At 61.6% G+C, this 19363-nt stretch carries 15 protein-coding genes; 11 read left to right on the top strand and 4 right to left on the bottom strand.

From position 1 onward, the window contains the following. Position 1 precedes the first annotated feature (1 nt). From K3178_RS04560 to argJ, 4 genes are all read right to left on the bottom strand, one after another. The gene (locus K3178_RS04560) at positions 2–1543 is read right to left on the bottom strand and encodes a Ppx/GppA phosphatase family protein (RefSeq protein WP_221570178.1); all 1542 of its coding nucleotides are present in this window, start codon (positions 1541–1543) and stop codon (positions 2–4) included. Continuing rightward, the gene (locus tag K3178_RS04565) at positions 1540–3729 is read right to left on the bottom strand and encodes an RNA degradosome polyphosphate kinase (protein ID WP_221570179.1); all 2190 of its coding nucleotides are present in this window, start codon (positions 3727–3729) and stop codon (positions 1540–1542) included. The genes K3178_RS04560 and K3178_RS04565 overlap by 4 nt, the downstream gene beginning before the upstream one ends. A 101-nt stretch (positions 3730–3830) precedes the next feature. Next, positions 3831–4595 carry an inositol monophosphatase family protein gene (locus K3178_RS04570; protein ID WP_221570785.1) on the bottom strand — a complete coding sequence of 255 codons (765 nt, stop codon included), beginning with the start codon at positions 4593–4595 and terminating at the stop codon, positions 3831–3833. A gap of 29 nt (positions 4596–4624) precedes the next feature. Next, complete coding sequence (argJ, locus tag K3178_RS04575; RefSeq protein ID WP_221570180.1) at positions 4625–5851, bottom strand: bifunctional glutamate N-acetyltransferase/amino-acid acetyltransferase ArgJ; 1227 nt, start codon at positions 5849–5851, stop codon at positions 4625–4627. 111 nt (positions 5852–5962) lie between these two features. On the opposite strand from argJ, the gene K3178_RS04580 reads away from it, so the two are divergent. The 11 genes from K3178_RS04580 (at position 5963) to K3178_RS04630 (ending at position 19240) form a co-directional block, all read left to right on the top strand. Next, a complete protein-coding gene (locus K3178_RS04580; RefSeq protein WP_221570181.1) occupies positions 5963–6235 on the top strand; it encodes a hypothetical protein in 273 nt (90 codons plus the stop codon). 98 nt (positions 6236–6333) lie between these two features. Beyond that, positions 6334–9135 (top strand): preprotein translocase subunit SecA, encoded by a 2802-nt coding sequence (secA, locus tag K3178_RS04585; protein ID WP_221570182.1) that lies wholly within the window; start codon positions 6334–6336, stop codon positions 9133–9135. A 43-nt stretch (positions 9136–9178) separates the two neighbouring features. After that, complete coding sequence (locus K3178_RS04590) at positions 9179–9910, top strand: sulfite exporter TauE/SafE family protein (protein WP_221570786.1); 732 nt, start codon at positions 9179–9181, stop codon at positions 9908–9910. A 65-nt stretch (positions 9911–9975) separates the two neighbouring features. Continuing rightward, a complete protein-coding gene (locus K3178_RS04595) occupies positions 9976–10461 on the top strand; it encodes a hypothetical protein (RefSeq protein ID WP_221570183.1) in 486 nt (161 codons plus the stop codon). Positions 10462–10811: 350 nt separating this feature from the next. Continuing rightward, a complete protein-coding gene (ku, locus tag K3178_RS04600; protein WP_221570184.1) occupies positions 10812–11642 on the top strand; it encodes a non-homologous end joining protein Ku in 831 nt (276 codons plus the stop codon). A 3-nt stretch (positions 11643–11645) separates the two neighbouring features. Then, a complete protein-coding gene (gene ligD, locus K3178_RS04605) occupies positions 11646–14102 on the top strand; it encodes a DNA ligase D (protein ID WP_221570185.1) in 2457 nt (818 codons plus the stop codon). A 58-nt stretch (positions 14103–14160) separates the two neighbouring features. Continuing rightward, on the top strand, positions 14161–14670 hold the full coding sequence (locus K3178_RS04610) for a 2Fe-2S iron-sulfur cluster-binding protein (protein WP_247713508.1): 510 nt from the start codon (positions 14161–14163) through the stop codon (positions 14668–14670). Continuing rightward, complete coding sequence (locus K3178_RS04615; RefSeq protein WP_221570187.1) at positions 14667–15650, top strand: FAD binding domain-containing protein; 984 nt, start codon at positions 14667–14669, stop codon at positions 15648–15650. Before K3178_RS04610 ends, K3178_RS04615 begins: the two co-directional genes overlap by 4 nt. Then, entirely contained in the window at positions 15647–17836 is a 2190-nt protein-coding gene (locus K3178_RS04620) for a xanthine dehydrogenase family protein molybdopterin-binding subunit (protein ID WP_221570188.1), read from the top strand. The genes K3178_RS04615 and K3178_RS04620 overlap by 4 nt, the downstream gene beginning before the upstream one ends. After that, the gene (locus K3178_RS04625) at positions 17833–18687 is read left to right on the top strand and encodes an XdhC family protein (protein ID WP_221570189.1); all 855 of its coding nucleotides are present in this window, start codon (positions 17833–17835) and stop codon (positions 18685–18687) included. The genes K3178_RS04620 and K3178_RS04625 overlap by 4 nt, the downstream gene beginning before the upstream one ends. Next, a complete protein-coding gene (locus K3178_RS04630) occupies positions 18674–19240 on the top strand; it encodes a nucleotidyltransferase family protein (RefSeq protein WP_221570190.1) in 567 nt (188 codons plus the stop codon). Before K3178_RS04625 ends, K3178_RS04630 begins: the two co-directional genes overlap by 14 nt. Positions 19241–19363 lie beyond the last annotated feature (123 nt).

The following is a 19363-nucleotide window of genomic DNA, read 5'->3' on the forward strand; positions in this document are numbered from 1 at the left end:
GTCAGTCCTCCTCTTCTTCCTCTTCTTCGAAGTCGTCGTAGAAATCATAATCGCCGATCTTGATTTTCGGCTTGCGCTCCAACCATTCGGCCAGGATTTCCAGATCGCGCGTTAGCGGCCAGGTGGCGAGCGGCGCGCGACTTTCGTCGAGGTAAAGTATCAGGGATTTCTTCTTCAGCCTGAGCCTGCTGTTGCCGAGCGCCTTGCGCGATCCCGCGCCCAGGCGACGCGCCAGACGGAAGCCGAGGCCCCAAGTGATGCCTTCGCGAAGATCGTCGTCATCGGCCAGCATTCGCAGTTTGGCGGGTACTTCCGTCCGCCCGAGGCTGCCGAACAGGGCCGCGCAGATCATGGCACGGTCGCGCGGGCTGCAATCGATCCAGCGCTTGTCGATCGCCCATTCGGTGGCGTGATTGATGCGCAAGTTTGGCTCGACACGCTGCAGGGCGGCGGCCAGTTGCGCTGCGGCTAGGCGCAGCCGTTCGTTGCGCTTGCCGGCACCATTGGCGAGGTCCACCGTCCAGCCCGCAACGCGCGTGGCATCGACCACGGGCGCGTCGCGCGGCTCGGCAAAGGCATGGACCCCGGATAGCAGCGGATCGAGGCCGCGCTGGAGGTCGGTTAGCCGCGAATAGAGCAACCCTTCGCGGATGCCCCAGCTCGAAAAGACGAGGTGGTCGGGCCGCAGGCAATCGAGCATTGGCAGGAGCATCGCTGCAGCGTCGGGCAGATAGGATGCACGCATCGGAGTGATGCCGGAGATTTTCACCAGATCGTCGGGCTTGGCCTCGACCAGCTTGCTGGCATGGGCGCGCGTGTCTTCGATGGAGAGTTCGAAACCGTGCGGATCGGTGAGGGGGTAATCTGCCTCGACCATGGCGTAATGTGCCAGCGCGCGCCAGGTGCCGCCGATCATGTAGAGCGGGCCGGGGTGCGAGTGCAGCCAGCCGACCTTCGATAAGGCATCATGGACGGTCGATGTGAGTTCCTTTTCCGCCTCGCGCATTGCGGGCAGACGCAGCGTGCCGAAGGGCAGGCTCACCGCATCGCGGCAATCGCCATTGCCGATGGATACCAGCTCGAGGCTGCCGCCTCCCAGATCGGCGATGATGCCTTCCGCACCGGGAAAGGCGCCGATCGCCCCGAACGCGGAAGCGCAGGCTTCCTCCTCGCCGCTGAGCAGGCGTGGTTCGAGCCCGAGAGCGGCCACCCTGGCGAGAAATTCCGCACCGTTTTCAGCATCGCGTGCAGCTGCCGTCGCAACGGTTTGCACGTCCTCGATCCCGCGGTCACTGACGAGGATCTGGTAGCGGGCTAGCCCTGCAAGAGCCTCCTCGGCAGCTTCCTCGGGGATGCGACCGGTTTCGGACAAATCGCGCCCGAGACGCGCGGCAACCTTTTCGTTCCAGACGGTTTCGGGTGCGCGTCCAGTGCCTTCATAGATTACGAGGCGAACCGTGTTGGAACCGATGTCGATCACCGCGCGGGGAGGGTGGATCAGGCGTCGCTGCCATTGCGGGCTGCGCGTCTTGGAACGGCTCACGCCTCGCCTCCAGGCAGTGTCAGATGGGGCACGTCATGTTTCTCCAGCGCCGATCCGCGTCCCGAGAGCGAAGGGTTGGCCATGAAATACTGGTGGCAATTGAAGCCATCCTCGCCCTTGCCCATCCGGCGATATTGTCCGTCGGGGTCGAGACGCCAGCTGCGCTCGGTATCAAGGATGTTTGCAAGCATGACCTGCTTCAGCATCTGGTCGTGGACAGTCTTGTTGAGGACCGGAACCATGACCTCGACCCGCCGGTCGAGATTGCGGCTCATCGCATCGGCGCTGGTGATATAGACCTTGGCCTGCCTGCTCGGCAGCGCCTTGCCATTGGCGAAGGCCCACATGCGGCCATGTTCGAGGAAGCGCCCGATGATAGACTTCACGCTGATGTTTTCCGACAAGCCGGGAATACCCGCCCGAAGAGAGGAGATGCCTCGCACGACCATGCGGATTTCGACGCCAGCCTGGCTGGCTTCGTAGAGCTTGTCGATCATCTCGCGATTGGTGATTGCGTTCATCTTGACCCAGATGCCTGATGGCTTGCCATTCTTGGCATTGGCGATTTCGGCATCGATCAGCCCGTAGATCTTTTCGCGCATGCCGATGGGCGAAATCGCGATGCATTCCAGATCGTCGGGCTCGATATAGCCGGTGATGAAATTGAACATCTTGGCGGCATCGCGGCCCAAAGCGGGATCGGCGGTGAAGTAGCTGAGATCGGTATAGATCTTGGCGTTGACCGGATGGTAATTGCCCGTCCCGAAGTGACAATAGGTGCGGTAGCCATCCTCTTCGCGGCGCACGACGAGGCTGACCTTGGCATGGGTCTTCCACTCGGTGAAACCGTAGATCACCTGCACACCTGCTCGTTCGAGCTCGCTCGCCCAGCGGATGTTGCGTTCCTCGTCGAAGCGGGCCTTAAGTTCGACAACCGCAGTGACCGCCTTGCCGTTCTGCGCCGCCTCCACCAGCGCGGCGATCACGGGTGACTGGTCTCCGGCGCGATAGAGCGTCTGCTTGATCGACACGACCTGCGGATCGATCGCCGCCTGGTGCAGGAAATCCACCACCACTTCGAAACTCTCGTAGGGGTGGTGGATGACCATGTCCTTCTCGCGGATCGCGGTGAAGACATCACCGTCATGCGCGAGCACGCGCTCGGGATAGCGCGGAGAGAAAGGCGGAAACTTGAGGTCGGGGCGCGGCTCGTTGCAGATCGCGTCGAGGTCGGTGAGGCCGAGCATGCCGCCGGTTTTGACGATCATCGCCGCATCGACATCGAACTGTTCGCGCAGCAGCGCTTCGGCAGCTTCGTCGCATTCATCGTCCAGTTCCAGCAGAACGGCGCGGCCGCGGCGGCGGCGCTGGATGGCGGTGCGGAAATAGCGCACGAGGTCTTCGGCCTCGTCCTCAACCTCGATATCGCTGTCGCGCAGCACGCGGAATATGCCGTCGCCAAGGATCTTGAAGCCGGGGAACATCTGGTCTGCGAAGCGCGTCACCAGCTGTTCGATCGCGACATAGATTGCCTGGTCGCCCGGGACGCGCACGAAGCGCGGCACGCCGCTGGGGATGAGGACCATCTCGACCAGCTCGCCCTTGCGCTTGCCGCGCTTCAAGCGGAACAGCACGCCCATCCCGCCGCTCGCGACGAAGGGGAAGGGGTGCGACGGGTCGATCGCCTGCGGGGTAATCAGCGGGAGGATGTCGGTCTCGAAATAGCTTTCCAGCCACTTCTGTTCGGCCTTCTTGAGCTCGTCCGGTACTGCGAGGACAATGCCTTCTTCGGCTAGCAAGCCGCGCAGTATCTCGAGGCTTTCCTGCTGGCGATCCTCCAGTTCAAGCACCTGCTCGCGAATGGCCTCCAGTTGCTGGCGGGGGGATCGCCCGTCGATGCCCGGCGTTTCTATGCCGCGCTGGGCCTGTCCCTCCAGGCCTGCAATGCGGACGGTAGTAAATTCGTCGAGGTTGCTGCCCGAGATCGACAGGAAGCGAAGCCGTTCGAGAAGCGGATAATCCGCATTTTCACTTTCGGCGAGTACGCGGCGATTGAAGCTGAGCCAGCTCAGCTCGCGATTGACGTAGCGGTCTTCGGGAGCCTCGGGTGCGACGGGAACGGCGCCATTGCCAGCGTCTTCGCCGGTGTCCTCGGAGCCGGGGGCAGGCGCATTGCCTAAGGTCACGCGTGGGCCTCTCGTTTCATGGCTGTGCAGGGTAGGGCGTGCGCGGGCTATTGGAAAGCGTTTCGCTTCGCCACCGGTTGCGCTCAGCTGTCAGGAGAGCGTCACAATTGCGCATAGCGGGCGGCCAGTTCGTCCCACAGGGCGGGGGTGGAGGCACCGAGCAAGCCCTTCCGGTCCCATTCGTCGACGCGGTATGGCGAGCCGTCAGGGCGTGCGACCCTCCCCCCCGCTTCTTCTAACCATAGCGCACCTGCAGCATGGTCCCAGGCGAGCGTTCGCTCGAATATCGAGACATCGTTTTCGCCGAGCGCAAGGCGCGGATATTGCTCGGCAGCGCAGAAGGGGATGTCGACTAGCTCGTAGTTGGGAGAAATGTGCCGACGGGTGGCCTGCCGGCGCTCCTCTTCCATGAAAATGAGCGAGATCGCGGCGACGGGAGGGGTCTTCCCGGTTGGCCGGGAAGTGACCTGCTCGCCATCGACGAAGGCGCCCCTGCCGCGATGGGCGACGCAGAAACGCTGCGTGAGGCAGTCGTAGATCCATCCCGACTGAGTTACTCCACCTTCGGCGCGCGCGATGATGATGCCGAAAGGCGGCTTCCCGCCTGCGAAATTCCGCGTGCCGTCTATGGGGTCGACGATCCAGCAGGGGGTATCGAGCCTATCGAGGATCGAGGGATCGGCATGCGCTGCTTCCTCGCCGACGAAGCCTATGACATCGTCCAATGCGGACAAGCCTTGGCGAAGCAGTGCTTCGGACTCCTTGTCCGCGATGGTGACCGGGTCGTTACCGCCCTTGTCCTCCACCTCTCCCTCGGCGAGATTGCGGAAACGGGGCAGGATCGCCTGCTCGGTGACGCGCTGCATCAGCGCCAGGATCTCGCTGTCGAGCGAATTCAAGAGCGATAGTCCGCGTTGATCGAGATGTACCCGTGGGTCAGGTCACACGTCCACACGGTCGCACGCCCATCCCCGATGCCAAGGTCGACATCCATGCGGATATCCTGTCCTTCGAGATGTTTCGCCACGGGCGCTTCGTCGTAGTCGGCCAGCGGCTGCCCGTCCTTTGCCGCCCAGGTCCCGCCGAAGCCGATCGATAGCCTGTCGCGGTCTGCAGGTTCGCCGGACTTGCCCACCGCCATTACGACTCGGCCCCAGTTGGCATCGCCCCCTGCGATCGCGGTCTTAACCAGCGGCGAATTGGCGATGGCGAGGCCGACGCGGCGCGCGCTCTCGTCGCTCTCGGCACCGGTTACGGTAATCTCGATGAATTTCTGCGCGCCTTCTCCATCGCGCACCACCAGATGCGCCAGGTCCCGGCAGACCTGCAAAAGTGCTGCGTAGAAAGCATCCGCACCCGTGTCGTCCCAGGATGTGAGCGGCGCATTGCCCGCCCTGCCGGTGGCGAAGGCCAGCACCGTGTCGCTGGTCGAGGTGTCGCCGTCCACCGTGATGCAGGAGAAAGTCGCCGCATTCGCCTTAGAGAGCATTTCCTGCAGGAAGGCGGCCTCGACTGCCGCGTCGGTAAAAACGTAGCCGAGCATGGTGGCCATATCGGGCGCGATCATACCGCTGCCCTTGATGATCCCGGCCAGTGCGACGCGGTTTTCACCCAGCATGGCCGAAGCACCTGCGCCCTTGGTGAAGGTGTCGGTCGTTCCGATGGCGCTCGCCGCCTCTTCCCAGCCGCAGGGTTCGGCTTCGAGCACGGCTGCCACGCCCTCACGCGCCTTGTCCTTGGGCAGCGGCACGCCGATCACGCCGGTGGAGGATACGAAAACCTCGCTCGGCTCGCAGCCGAGCGCCTCGGCGACCTGCGCCATGATCTGTTCGACCGCCTCGCGGCCGCGGAAGCCGGTAAAGGCGTTTGAATTGCCGGCATTGACGATCAGGGCGCGTCCCTTGCCGAGCCTCGCCTGCTCGCGGCCCAATTCGACTTCGCTCGAGGCGCAGGCCGATTTGGTGAAGACACCTCCCACGCTGGTACCGGGCGCAAGCTCGGCAAAAGTCAGGTCCGCCCGGTCCCAATTCTTGTAGCGTGCCCGCGCCACGCGCAGCGTTACGCCGTCAATTCCTTGCAAATCGGGAAACGGGCGGGCGAGGGGGGAGCGCTCTAGATCCATTCCTGGCGCGCTATATCGACAAGCATCTATCCGCAAGAAGAGCCCGTTACCGAAAAATTCAGTCTCTTGCCTTTAATCAGCAAGAAATCTCCGCTATCTCACTATTCGACTATGGTTCGCCAGTTACTCGCCCTTCTTGCCTTGCTCACCGGCCTTGCCGCAATGAGCGCGCCTGTCCAGGCGGCTGTGAATGGCGCGGTGAGCGCGGCCGTCGAACGAGCGGACAGCCGGGATGCGGACCAGCGCGCCAGCCAATGTCCCTGCGCCGAAAAGCAGCGCAAGCAGAAGGCGCGAGGCGAAAAGGTCACGCCCTGCAAGGCGCCGGAACCCGTTACCATCTTTATTCCTTCGGTAATGTTCGGCGCCGACCGCGCTATCGAATAGCTTAACGCTACCGCCAGTTCCCGCATGCCCGGCACGAACATTGTGCGCGGGCATTACCCGTATAATTCACCCGTAAATTCGAGGCATTCGCCCCCATCATGTTCAAAGCAATCGGCAAAGCCATGTTCGGTTCGTCCAACGACCGTTACGTCAATTCCGTCCGCAAGGTCGTTGATCAGATCAACGCGCTCGAACCCCAGATCCAGCAGTTTTCCGACGAGGAACTTCGCGCGCAGACGGACAAGTTCCGCCAGCAGCTTGCCGACGGCAAGACCCTCGACGAAATCCTCCCCGAAGCTTTCGCCACTGTTCGCGAGGCCTCCGTTCGCGTGTTCGGCATGCGCCATTTCGATGTGCAGATGATCGGCGGTATCGTGCTCCATCGCGGCGAGATCGCCGAAATGCGCACGGGCGAGGGCAAGACGCTGATGGCGACGCTCGCCACCTATCTCAACGCCATCGAAGGGAAGGGCGTCCATGTCGTTACGGTGAACGATTATCTCGCCAGCCGCGACGCGGAATGGATGGGGCAGCTCTACAACTTCCTCGGCCTGACCGTGGGCGTCATCGTTCCGAACCTTTCCGAACAGCAGCGCCGTGACGCCTATGGCAGCGACATCACCTACGGCACGAATAACGAATTCGGCTTCGATTACCTGCGCGACAACATGAAGCACGAGCGCAGCCAAATGGTGCATCGTCCCTTCAACTTCGCCATCGTCGACGAGGTGGACTCGATCCTGATCGACGAGGCCCGTACCCCGCTGATCATTTCCGGCCCGACCGAAGACAAGCAGGATCTCTACATCGCGATCGACGAGATCGTGAAGAAGGTCGATCCCGAATGGTACGAGGCCGACGAGAAGACCAAGAACATCACCTGGACCGAGGAAGGCAACGACGGCATCGAGGAGATGCTCAAGGAAGCAGGCCTCCTCGAGACCGACAACCTCTACGATGTCGAGAATACGCAGGTGGTCCATCACCTCGACCAGGCGCTCAAGGCGAACATCATGTTCAAGCGCGACATCGACTACATCGTGAAATACGAAAAGAAGGTGCAGCCCGATGGCGAGATGGCCGAAGTGGGCAAGGTCGTCATCATCGACGAGTTCACCGGCCGCATGATGGACGGTCGTCGCTGGTCGAACGGCCTGCACCAGGCGGTCGAGGCCAAGGAAGGCGTGAAAATCGAGCCTGAGAACCAGACGCTCGCCTCGATCACGTTCCAGAACTACTTCCGCATGTATCCCAAGCTGGCGGGCATGACCGGCACCGCGGCCACCGAAGCCGCGGAATTCTGGGACATCTACAAGATGAACGTGGTCGAGATCCCGACCAATGTCCCCGTCCAGCGCGTCGACGAGGAAGACGTGTTCTACAAGAACACGGCCGACAAGTTCCAGGCGATTGCCAAGTCGATCAAGGAGCACCACGAGAAGGGCCAGCCGGTCCTCGTCGGTACGGTCTCGATCGAAAAGAGCGAGCTGCTTTCGAGCTTCCTCGAAAAGGAAGGTGTCGAGCACGAGGTCCTCAACGCCCGCCAGCACGAACGCGAAGCCCATATCGTGGCTCAGGCGGGCCGTCTGGGCGCGGTCACCATCGCGACCAACATGGCCGGCCGCGGCACCGACATCCAGCTCGGCGGCAACGTCGAATTCCGGATCGAGGACGAGCTGTCCGAGCTTGCCGAGGACGATCCCAAGCGCCAGCTTGAGATCGACCGGATCAAGGCCGAAGTCGCCGCTGAAAAGCAGAAGGTACTCGAAGCCGGTGGCCTGTTCGTGCTCGCCACCGAACGTCACGAGAGCCGCCGCATCGACAACCAGCTGCGCGGACGTTCGGGCCGTCAGGGCGACCCGGGACTGTCGCGTTTCTATCTTTGCCTGGAAGACGACCTGCTGCGCATCTTCGGACCGGACACGCTGTTCGCACGCATGATGAACTCGAACCTCGAAGACGGCGAGGCGATCGGCTCAAAATGGCTCTCCAAGGCCATCGAGACCGCGCAGAAGAAGGTCGAGGCGCGCAACTACGAAATCCGCAAGCAGGTAGTTCAGTACGACGACGTCATGAACGACCAGCGCAAGGTCATCTACGAGCAGCGTGCGGAAATCATGGACAGCGAAGCGGTGGATGATGTCGTTGTCGACATGCGCCACGATGCGATCAACGCCATGGTTGCCGAGCACGCGCCTCCGGGTTCCTACCCGGAACAGTGGGATATCGATGGTCTGAAAACCAAGGTCGAGGAAGTCTTCGGCATGTCCTTCCCGATGGAGGAGTGGCTCGAAGAAGACCAGATCGAGCCGGAACTCATCGAAGAGCGCATCCGCGAAGAGGCTGACCGCCGGATGGAGGAAAAGGTGGCGCAGGCCGACCCGGGCGTATGGCGCCGGATCGAGAAGAGCCTGCTGCTGCAGGAACTCGACCACCAGTGGAAGGAACACCTTTCCACTCTCGATTCACTCCGCCAGGTCGTGGGCCTTCGAGCGCATGCGCAAAAGCAGCCCCTGAACGAATACAAGCAGGAAGCCTTCGCCCTGTTCGAAAGCATGCTCGACAAACTGCGCGAGGACGTGTCGTCCAAGCTGCTCACCATCCAGCTGGCCGAACCTGCTCCGCTGCCGCCGGTGAACCTGCCGGACCTGCCCGATTTCCTGACCGGACATATCGACCCGCTCACCGGGCTCGACAATTCGGACGATGGTGACGGTTCGGAAAACCGCGCCGCGCTATTCGGTGCGCTGGCTGGAAGTGCTCGCGCTGCTGCGGGACCGGGCGGCTCGGCACGGGAAAATCCGTATGCCGACAAGAATATCAGCCGCAACGAACCGTGCCCCTGTGGCTCGGGCAACAAGTACAAGCATTGCCACGGGGCTATCGGCGCCCGGGCATAGCGAGATGCTTGACGGCAACCGCTGAAAATAAGAGGCGGCGATGATGCTCTGGCTCATCGCCGCCTTTTTCGTGACCGCGCTGCTCTATGCGAGCGTCGGCTTCGGTGGCGGCTCTACCTACAATGCGCTGCTGGCGCTTGCCGGAGTGGATTACCGGGTCCTCCCGCTCATCGCGCTCAGCTGCAACATCGTGGTTGTCGCGGGCAGCACGATCCGTTTTGCCCGCGCGGGCGTGACGCCGTGGCGCGCAGCCTTCTCGCTGACAGCCATAGCTGCTCCCGCGGCATTCGTTGGCGGCCTCACACCCATCGGAGAAGGCGCCTTCCTGACGATCCTTGGTGCGAGCCTCGTCCTCACGGCTATCACCATGTTTCTTCCCGTGGCAAAGGATGATGGCGGTCCAGCTGGCTCGTCACGCATGATTGTCCTTGCGGCCGCGCCGCTTGGCTATCTGGCAGGTCTCGTCGGAATCGGCGGAGGCATTTTCCTCGCCCCGCTGCTGCACCTGTCGCGTTGGAACGAGGCGCGCGCCATTGCAGCGACCGCGAGCCTCTTCATCCTCGTCAATTCTCTTTTCGGTCTTGCAGGCCAGCTCCTAAAGGGCGGCGAGGGACGTTTCCTGGCCGCCGTGGACTTTGGCCTGCCCTTGATCCTCGCAGTCGCAGTCGGCGGCCAGATCGGCAGCCTGCTGGCGCTGAAGTTCCTGCCACAACGCTGGATAATGGTTGGAACGGGCATCCTTACTGGCTGGGTGGGACTGAGACTATTGCTATAACGCTGGCAAACGACCCATTTGCCTTCCAACAGATTTTCAATAGGTTGTGGTCCGAAGGGGGTGGTATGACCAAGATTCATCATCGGATCATCGCCTTGATCCCGATCGCAACTGCGACCGCGTGCGAGGCTGCTGAGCCAGAGCCATTCGTCCTTCGCTGTTCCGGCTGGGAAATCGGCGTTGGCGGCGAGCTCGAAGGCAAGAAGATTGGTGTTTACGAGGTCAGCTATGGTTTCCCGGCCAGTGGTGAGGAGCTCTACATGACGGTCTGGAAGGAGCGCTGGGCCTGGTGCTCCACTTGCAAGTTCGAACGGAGAAGCGGTGAGATTACGATTGTCGATAGTTACGAATTCCAAGAGGGTTCAGGCCCGCTGTTCGATGGCGGGTCTTGGCGTCGGACGACGCAAATAGGCGCCGACCTGCAATTCAGCGGCCGGTATGATGCCTTCAAGAAAGATCGCGGCGCCAAGCCAATATTCGCAAGACGTTTCGAGGGCACTTGCGAGAGGGAAGCGGTAGATCACCCGCCGCCTTGGCTCTTGCGCGATTGACGCCAACCGCCCGGATTAGGTCCTAGGATGATCCTGCACTCTTATACGATGTCGGGAAATAGTTCTCCGGGGTGGGCTACTACAATGGCAGAATCCTGCGATCAGGATTTACGTCGGGGGCGGATAAAAAATAGTAGAAACAGGGTATTAAGCGCGGATTAGGCAATTTCGCGGCCCTTGCCATGGTCCCTCCCTTTTTTTGTGCCGTGATTGATCCTGGATCCCCGGCTGTGAATTCGGTGCTTCTCGCCATGAACCCTTGCGTGCCTGGTGCTGTCCCATCCTTAAAGGGCAGCCCTGGCCGAAACATTCCGCCTACCTCGCACGTTCACATCCGAACGGAGAAATTTATGGCGGCTCGTGCGTATTGGCAGGGACAGATAAGGCTGGCGCTGGTTTCGATACCGGTGGAAATTTACTCGGCAACCAAATCCGGTTCGAGGATCAGCTTCAACCAGATCCACGAGCCTAGCGGAAAGCGTATTTCCTACGAAAAGGTCGTGCCGGGTATAGGTCCGGTAGACCGCGACGAGATCATTCGCGGCTACGAGATTTCGAAGGGCAGTTACGTTCTCCTGGAAGACGAGGAGATCGAAGCAGTAAAAATCGAGAGCAAACGCACACTGGAACTGGTGCAGTTCGTGGATGCCTGCGAGATCGACCCGCTCTATTTTGAGAAGCCCTATTACGTAGCACCGCAGGACGAGCTCGCCGAAGAGGCGTTCATCGTGCTGCGCGAGGCGCTGCGCAAAGCGAAAAAGGTAGCTTTGGGCCAGCTTTCGGTCCGGGGGCGGGAAAAGCTGGTCGCGATCAAGCCATGTGGAAAGGGACTGCTCCTCGAAACCCTCCGCTATGCCGACGAGGTGCGCGCTGGCCAAAGCTTCTTCGACGATATCGATGAGGCCAAGCCCAAGAAGGAACTGCTCGACCTTGCCAACACGCTGATAGAACAGAAGAGCGCGCCTTTCGACGCGAGCGAGTTCAATGACCGTTACGCTGAGGCGCTGAAGAAGCTGATCGACAAGAAAGCCAAATCGAGGAGCAAGAAGGCTGTCATCGAGGACGTTGACGATCCGGATGTCTCTTCTGGTTCCAATGTCATCGACCTGATGGCTGCGCTCAAAAAGTCGGTCGAAAGCGACAAGGCGAAAAAACCGTCCAAGCGTCGGAAATCTGCCTGACCCATGGCAGCGCGCAAGGACCTCCTGGCCGAGTACAACGCCAAGCGGGACTTCAAGCAAACGCCCGAGCCTGCGGGAAAGCGACAGGGCAGCAAGTCGGGCGACCTCTTCATCGTCCAGAAGCACGACGCAACCCGGCTGCATTGGGATTTGCGGCTGGAGTTGGACGGCGTGTTGAAGAGCTGGGCGGTGACCAAGGGCCCCTCTTCGGATCCGGACACCAAACGCCTGGCGGTGCGAACCGAGGACCACCCCCTGTCCTATGCAGAGTTCGAAGGCGTTATTCCCAAGGGGGAGTATGGCGGCGGAACCGTCATGCTGTGGGATCGCGGAAACTGGGCGCCCATCGAAGGCAAGAGCGCAAGAGATCTCGACAGGGGCCACCTCCACTTCACGCTTCAAGGCGAACGGATGCGCGGCGAATGGCTGCTGATCCGCCTAAAAAAGAAACCGGGCGAGAAGCGCGAGAACTGGCTTTTGCGCAAGCTGCAGGATGACCACGCCGAAGCGGGCGACGCTTTGGTGCAGCGCGAACTGACCAGCGTGGCGACCGGTCGTTCCATGGCGGAAATTGCGGCCGGCAAGGACGCTCGGCGCCCCAGATCAGGTGCGACGAAACCCCGCGCCAGAAAAGCTGCGCCGTTGCCCAAGTACCGAAAGCCCCAGCTTGCCACTCTGGTAGACGAGGTGCCGGCGGGCAATCGCTGGATGCACGAGATCAAATTCGATGGCTACCGCGCGCTGATCGCGGTGCAGGGCAAGGACGTGCGTATCTACACGCGGAACGGGAAGGACTGGACGGACAAGTTTGGCCCGCTGGTCGATGCCATCGCTGCGCTCGACTTGCCGTCGGCGTTGATCGACGGGGAGATCGTGGCGCATGACGCCAAGGGCAATCCTGATTTCTCCACACTGCAAAAGGTTTTGAAAAGAGGGACAGGGTCACAGCAATCGTCCGACAAGTTGGCCCTGCATACATTCGACCTTCTGGAACTGGAGGGTGAGGACCTGACCGCCCTTTCGAATATCGAGCGCAAGGAACGGCTCGAGGCCCTGCTTGCAACTGCACAGCCGCCAATCCATGTCGCCGACCACGTCTTGGGGGCGGGCGAAAAGCTGTACCGGGCGATGTGCGAAGCGGGGCAGGAAGGTATCATCTCCAAGACCGTTGACGGCAAATATTCGGGGCGAAGGTCCACAGCTTGGGTGAAGGTTAAATGCACGCGCCGGCAAGAATTCGTCATCATTGGCTGGAAGGCGTCGAGCGCCAAGGGTCGTCCTTTCGCGTCGCTCCTGCTTGCCCAGCACGAGGGCGGCGAACTGGTCTACAAGGGCAATGTAGGCACTGGCTTTTCTGCCGACGATCTGGACGACCTTGCTGGCAAAATGAAACGTCTTGAGCGCAAGACTTCGCCTGCCGAAGTCGACGAGGCATGCGCTGGCAAGGTGACATGGGTGACACCGAAGCTGGTTGCGGAGATCGCGTTCTCCGAATTCACCGCAGACGGGAACGTGCGTCACGGTAGCTTCCTAGGACTGCGCGGAGACAAGGCTGCGGAAAAGGTCGTGCCCGAAACACCCACTCGCGCGCGTAAGAAAGATGACGTCGCTATCTCGAGCCGCGACCGGGTGATCTTTCCCGACAGTGGTCAGACTAAGGGGGAACTCGCCGATTATTATGCGGCAATCGCACCGGTCATGCTGCCCTTCGCTGCGCGTCGTCCCGTCAGCTTGGTCCGATGTCCGCAGGGGAGGGCTAAGAAGTGCTTTTTCCAAAAGCATGACAGCGGCGCTTTCGGCGATGCCGTCCATCACGTGCCGATCCGGGAAAGGGACGGCGGGCACGAGGATTACCTCTATGTCGAAGACCTGCGCGGGCTTCTGCAATGCGTCCAGATGGGAACGATCGAGTTTCACGGCTGGTCGGCACGGTCGGATGATGTCGAGAAACCCGATCGTATGATCTTCGATCTCGATCCCGACGAGGGGCTGGATTTTAGCGGAGTGAAGAAGGCTGCGCGCGATATTCACGACCAACTCGCCGATCTCGGCCTAACCAGTTTCGCCATGCTTTCAGGCGGCAAGGGTGTCCATGTCGTGGTGCCACTGACGCCGGGCCACGACTGGGATCAGCACAAGGATTTTGCCCGCAGATTTTCTGAAGCGCTGAGCCTTGCCGAACCGGAGCGTTTCACCGCGAGTATGAGCAAAGCCAAGCGCAAGGGGCGCATTTTCATTGATTGGCTGCGGAACCAGCGAGGCGCGACGGCAGTGCTGCCTTATTCAGCACGCGCTCGGTCCGGAGCGCCAGTTGCCGTTCCTGTCACATGGAACGAACTCAAAGAGATGGATAGCGCAAAGCCTTTTTCCATCGATCAAGCAGATACGCTCTTGCGGCGTGCTACGTCGAAAGCGCTCCATGGCTGGGGCTTTGCGGACCAGCACCTTCCGGACTTCTAAAAGTTCATCCTCGGACACCTTTGGTCGTTTGACGGTTCTAAGGGGAAAGGAGGCGCGCTTGGCCGACACAATTACCGTAAACGGAACCGCTCACCCCGTGCCGGAAGACCCGCGGGTCAGTCTTCTCGATTTCCTGCGGCACCACATCGGCCTGACCGGCACGAAGAAGGGCTGCGACCATGGCCAGTGCGGTGCCTGTACGGTTATCGTGAACGGTATCCGCATCAACAGTTGCTTGACCCTCGCGGCAATGCACGATGGCGATAGCGTGACCACCATCGAAGGTATCGGCACGCCCGACGACCCCTCGGCCCTCCAGCGCGCTTTTCTCGAGCACGATGGTTTCCAGTGCGGCTATTGCACTCCGGGCCAGATTTGCTCGGCCACCGCAATGCTGGAGGAGCTTGCCGCCGACTGGCCGAGCGACGCCAGCGAAAGTCTCGAAGGCCGTATCGCGATTTCCGGTGAGGAAATTCGCGAGCGCATGAGCGGCAATCTGTGCCGCTGCGGCGCTTACGCGAATATCGTCGCTGCGATCGAGGAAGTCGCGGCAGGAGGACGCTCATGAGGCCGTTCCAATACACTCGCGCGCCTTCGCTGACCGAAGCGTCGAACCTGACCGCAGGCGAGGATGCGCTTGCCATTGCCGGTGGAACCAACCTGCTCGACCTCATGAAGCTGCAGGTGGAAACGCCCGGTCAGCTGGCCGACATCAACCGGCTTGGCTTTGCGGACATCGAGGCCACGGACGACGGCGGCCTGCGTCTTGGCGCGCTTGCCACAAATACCGACACCGCTGTCCATCCGCGCGTGCGCTCCGACTATCCGGTCCTGTCGCGAGCGATCCTGGCCGGAGCGACGCAGCAACTGCGCAACAAGGCCACCAATGGCGGCAATCTGTGCCAGCGCACGCGATGCTTTTACTTCACGAATATCGACCAGCCTTGCAACAAGCGCGAACCGGGCAGCGGCTGCGGGGCAATCGACGGCATCGCGAAACTCCACGCTATCCTTGGCACGAGCAACCAGTGCATTGCGACCTATCCGGGCGACATGGCCGTGGCACTAAGCGCGCTTGGCGCGGCAGTGGAGATTTCCGGCGAAAAGGGTGAGCGCAGCGTCCCAGTGCGCGATTTCCACTTGCTCCCGGGCGATACGCCGTGGATCGAGAATGTGCTCGAAGCGGGCGAGATCATCACCGGCATCGTTCTTCCGGCACCAGTGGGGGGCACGCAAATCTATCGGAAGGTGCGCGAGCGTTCGTCCTATGCCTTCGCGCTGGTTTCCGTCGCCGCCATCATCGAACTGGCCGATGGGAAATTTTCCCGCGCAGACCTCGCCTTCGGCGGTCTGGCGCATAAGCCGTGGTTTGATCCGCGTATTGGAGAATGCCTGTTAGGCCAGCCTCCTTCAGCCGCACTGTTCGAAAAAGCAGCCGATATCCTGCTCGAAGATGCGCGAGGTTACGGCGAGAACGATTTCAAGATACCGCTGACGCGGCGCACGCTCCACGCCGTCCTGGCGCAAGTGACGGGGGATGCAGCATGACGGTTCACTTCAAGCAGGACGAACCCGACAATTCCAACCGGCTCGATCGCATGAAGCAGGGTGTGCTGGGCAAGCCGCTGCCGCGCATCGAGGGACTGGCCAAGGTAACCGGGACCGCGCCCTATGCCGCCGAATATCCCATCGAGAATTGCACAGAGGGTGTGCTGGTCACAGCGACGATCACGCGCGGCGAGGTTACCTCCATCGATCACGAAAGCGTGCTGACCATGCCCGGCGTCATAGCGGTGGTGGACAACGAGAAGCTCTGCACCCGCGCGGCGCAGGGCACGGCCAACGAAGCGCCCATGCAGGGGCCGAAACAGGTCTGCTACTGGGGCCAACCGATCGCTCTCGTGGTTGCTGAAACCTTCGAACAGGCGCGCGACGCGGCGAAGCATCTGAAAGTCGACTATCGCGAGGAGGAGGGCGCGCCCATCGATCCGGGTGCGGTCGAGCCGGAAGAGCAGGAAGATGAGACAGTCCACCAAGGCGACTTGGCGCATGCCATGGCCGACGCGGCGCACAGCGTCGATGTAACCTACACCACCAGGGGGCATGCGTCCGCTGCCATGGAGCCGCATGCCGCAATCGCCCAGTGGGACGGCGACAAGCTGACCGTCTACGCCGCGCTCCAGATGCTCAATTACAATATCACGGAGCTCGCCGATGCGCTCGATATGGAGGAGGAGAACATCCGCCTCATATCGCGCTTCGTCGGGGGCGGATTCGGTTCCAAGCTGGGTATCAGCGAAGAGGTGGTCGCAGCCGCGCTGGCAGCGAAACAGATTGGGCGGCCCGTCCGGGTCGTGCAGTCGCGGCAGCAGGTTTTCCAGACCGTCATGCGCCGCAGCGAAACCACCCAGCGCTTGCGCCTGGCGGCTGACGAAAACGGGAAGCTCACTGGCTTCGGCCACGAAGCGCTGGTCTCCAACCTTCCCGGCGAGGATTTTGCCGAGCCCGTTCTGCAATCCTCGCACTTCCTTTACGACGGCGAAAACCGCGAACTTATGCTCAAGGTTGCCCGCATCCACCGCATGACGGCCGGATCGGTGCGCGCTCCGGGCGAAGCGGTGGGTATGCCGGCACTCGAAGGCGCGATGGATGTGCTGGCGGAAAAGGCCGGTCTCGATCCGGTCGAGCTCCGCCTGCGCAATATACCCGAGAAGGATCCCGAAGAAGACCTGCCGTTCTCTTCTCACAAGCTCGCCGAATGCCTGAAGCAGGGTGCGGAGGCTTTCGGTTGGGACAAGGGCCCCCGCAAACCGCGCCAGCGGCGTGAGGGCGAGTGGTGGATAGGCACTGGCATGGCCAGCGCCGCAAGGGTGCACAATATTGCCGAGGCCAAGGCCCGGGTCACGCTGAAGGCCGACGGCACGGCGCTGGTCGAAACCGACATGACCGACATCGGCACCGGGACTTACACCATCCTTGCGCAGATTGTCGGGGAGATGCTGGGGCTCGATCCCGAACGGGTTCTGGTCGAACTGGGCGATACCCGCCACCCGCGCGGGCCCGGCTCGGGCGGCAGTTGGGGCGCAGCCTCTATCGGTTCGGCGGTCTATGTCGCGTGCAAGGCGATCCGCGAGGAACTGGCCGCGAAAACCGGCACGAGCGAGGAAGAACTCGAGTTGCGAGAAGGCGAGGCAGGTACCGGGGAGGCTTTGACCGACCTTCTCGAGGGCGAGGACCTCGCCCGCGAAGGGCATTACGAGCCGGGCGATATCGAAGACGATTACACAGCCTCAGGTTTCGGCGCCTTCTTCGCAGAGGTGCGCGTCAATCACTACACCGGCGAAACCCGCGTCGATCGGATGCTCGGCGCATTCGGCTTTGGGCGCGTCCTCAACGCCAAGACCGCTCGCTCGCAATGCATCGGCGGCATTACCTGGAGCATTGGTGTAGCATTGACCGAGGCGCTGGAATTCGATCCACGCGACGGACACCTCGTCAATTGCGATCTCGCCGAATACCACGTTCCCGTTCATCGCGACGTTCCCGACCTTGAAGTCGTGCTGGTGGAAGAACGCGATGGCGCGGCCAGCCCGATCCAAGCGAAGGGCATCGGTGAACTTGGCATGTGCGGAGGCGCGGCAGCTATTGCCAACGCGATCTACAACGCCTGCGGGGCTCGGATATACGATTATCCGATGACGCCTGATCGCGTTCTCGAAGCCATGCCAGAATGATGCTGGCTGATTATTCGAGTGAAATCGTGCGCGACGAGGACCACCTCGCGCTGGCCGCAGCGTGCCAGCCGGGCGTCGGGCTTTGTACCATCGTTGGGATCGAGGGCAGCTTTTCGAGGCGCCTCGGAGCGCAGCTGGCGGTCCTGCCGGATGGCACAACCGTTGGCGATCTCGCCGATGGCTGTCTGGAAAGCCAGTTGGCAAAGGACATAACGCAATGCGCAGAACGGCGCGTTGCGCGCTATGGACGGGGATCCTCCCGGATCGATTTTCGCCTGCCGTGCGGAGGCGGGCTTGATATCCTGCTCGATCCGAAACCGGATCGCGCGGCCTGTCGATCCGCCCTTGAAGCGCTGCAGTTGCGTCGCCCGGCCCGGCTTGCAATCGAAAGCGAAGGCCCTCTGCTGAACCGTAGCTATCTGCCTTCGTTGAAACTCGTCGTCCTGGGGGAGGGGCCGGAACTCGAGACCGTGGCTTCCCTCTGCTCGGCCATGAGGATCGATGTGGAAGTTTATTCGAGAGATGACCTCGCTCTCGGCCAAGCGGCGCCAAACGTACGTTTCGATCCCTGGACCGCCTGCCTCTTGCTGTTCCATGACCACGAGTGGGAATTGGCCCTGCTCGAACAGGCGCTGGCGAGCGAGGCGTTTTACGTAGGAGCGCAAGGCGGAGAAAGGGCGCGGAGCGATCGGACACTGGCGCTTGCCGCGCGCGGCGTTCCTGAGGAGCAGATCGCGCGCCTGACAAGCCCGATCGGGCTGATGCCGGCCTGCAAGTCGCCGCGAACCCTTGCGCTGTCGGCGCTGTCCGAAATCGTCGGTCGCTACGAGCAGATGCGTGCCGTCACCTGAACTGAAGACCGGCGTGGTACTTCTTGCCGCTGGGCAAGGGACACGGTTTGGCGGCAGTAAGCTCAAGGCACAATTTCGCGGACGCGCCCTGTGGGAATGGGCCGCGGAAACTGCAGAGCGTATCGATCCAAACGAGCGCCTTCTCGTGGTTGGCCCAAATAGCCCGATCAAGGGTCGGACGGGATGGAGGGTGGTCGAAAACCCTGAAGCACAGCAGGGCATGGGCACCTCGATCGCTGTGGGAGTGCGCGCCCTGACCGATTGCAATCGCGCGATCGTCATGCTCGCCGACATGCCGCTCGTTTCGCACACGCATCTGGCCCAGCTTGTCACAACTCAAGGCGTGGGTTTCACTCGATACCCTGATGGCACGGCAGGGTGTCCGGCAATTTTCCCGAGATCGGCTTTTGAACAGCTGGAAGGTCTGACAGGCGAGCAAGGTGCCCGCAGTCTCGAGTTTGGTGAGGCCGAACTCGTCTCTCCACCAGACTGGCGAGAGCTGGCAGATGTCGATACGGCTCGAGATCTCGAAAGATTGACAAACGCGCCCTAGAAATTGGCGCCTCTACCAACATTGGTTGGTGAAGGGCCTGACTATTGTTTCCGCTCGTTCGCGGATTTGGGGCGAATACGGGGGGTTTAGCCTCTTGAAAAGAGTTAGACATCGAGAACGCTG

The organism is Qipengyuania sphaerica, assembly GCF_019711595.1.
Taxonomy (GTDB): Bacteria; Pseudomonadota; Alphaproteobacteria; order Sphingomonadales; family Sphingomonadaceae; genus Qipengyuania; species Qipengyuania sphaerica.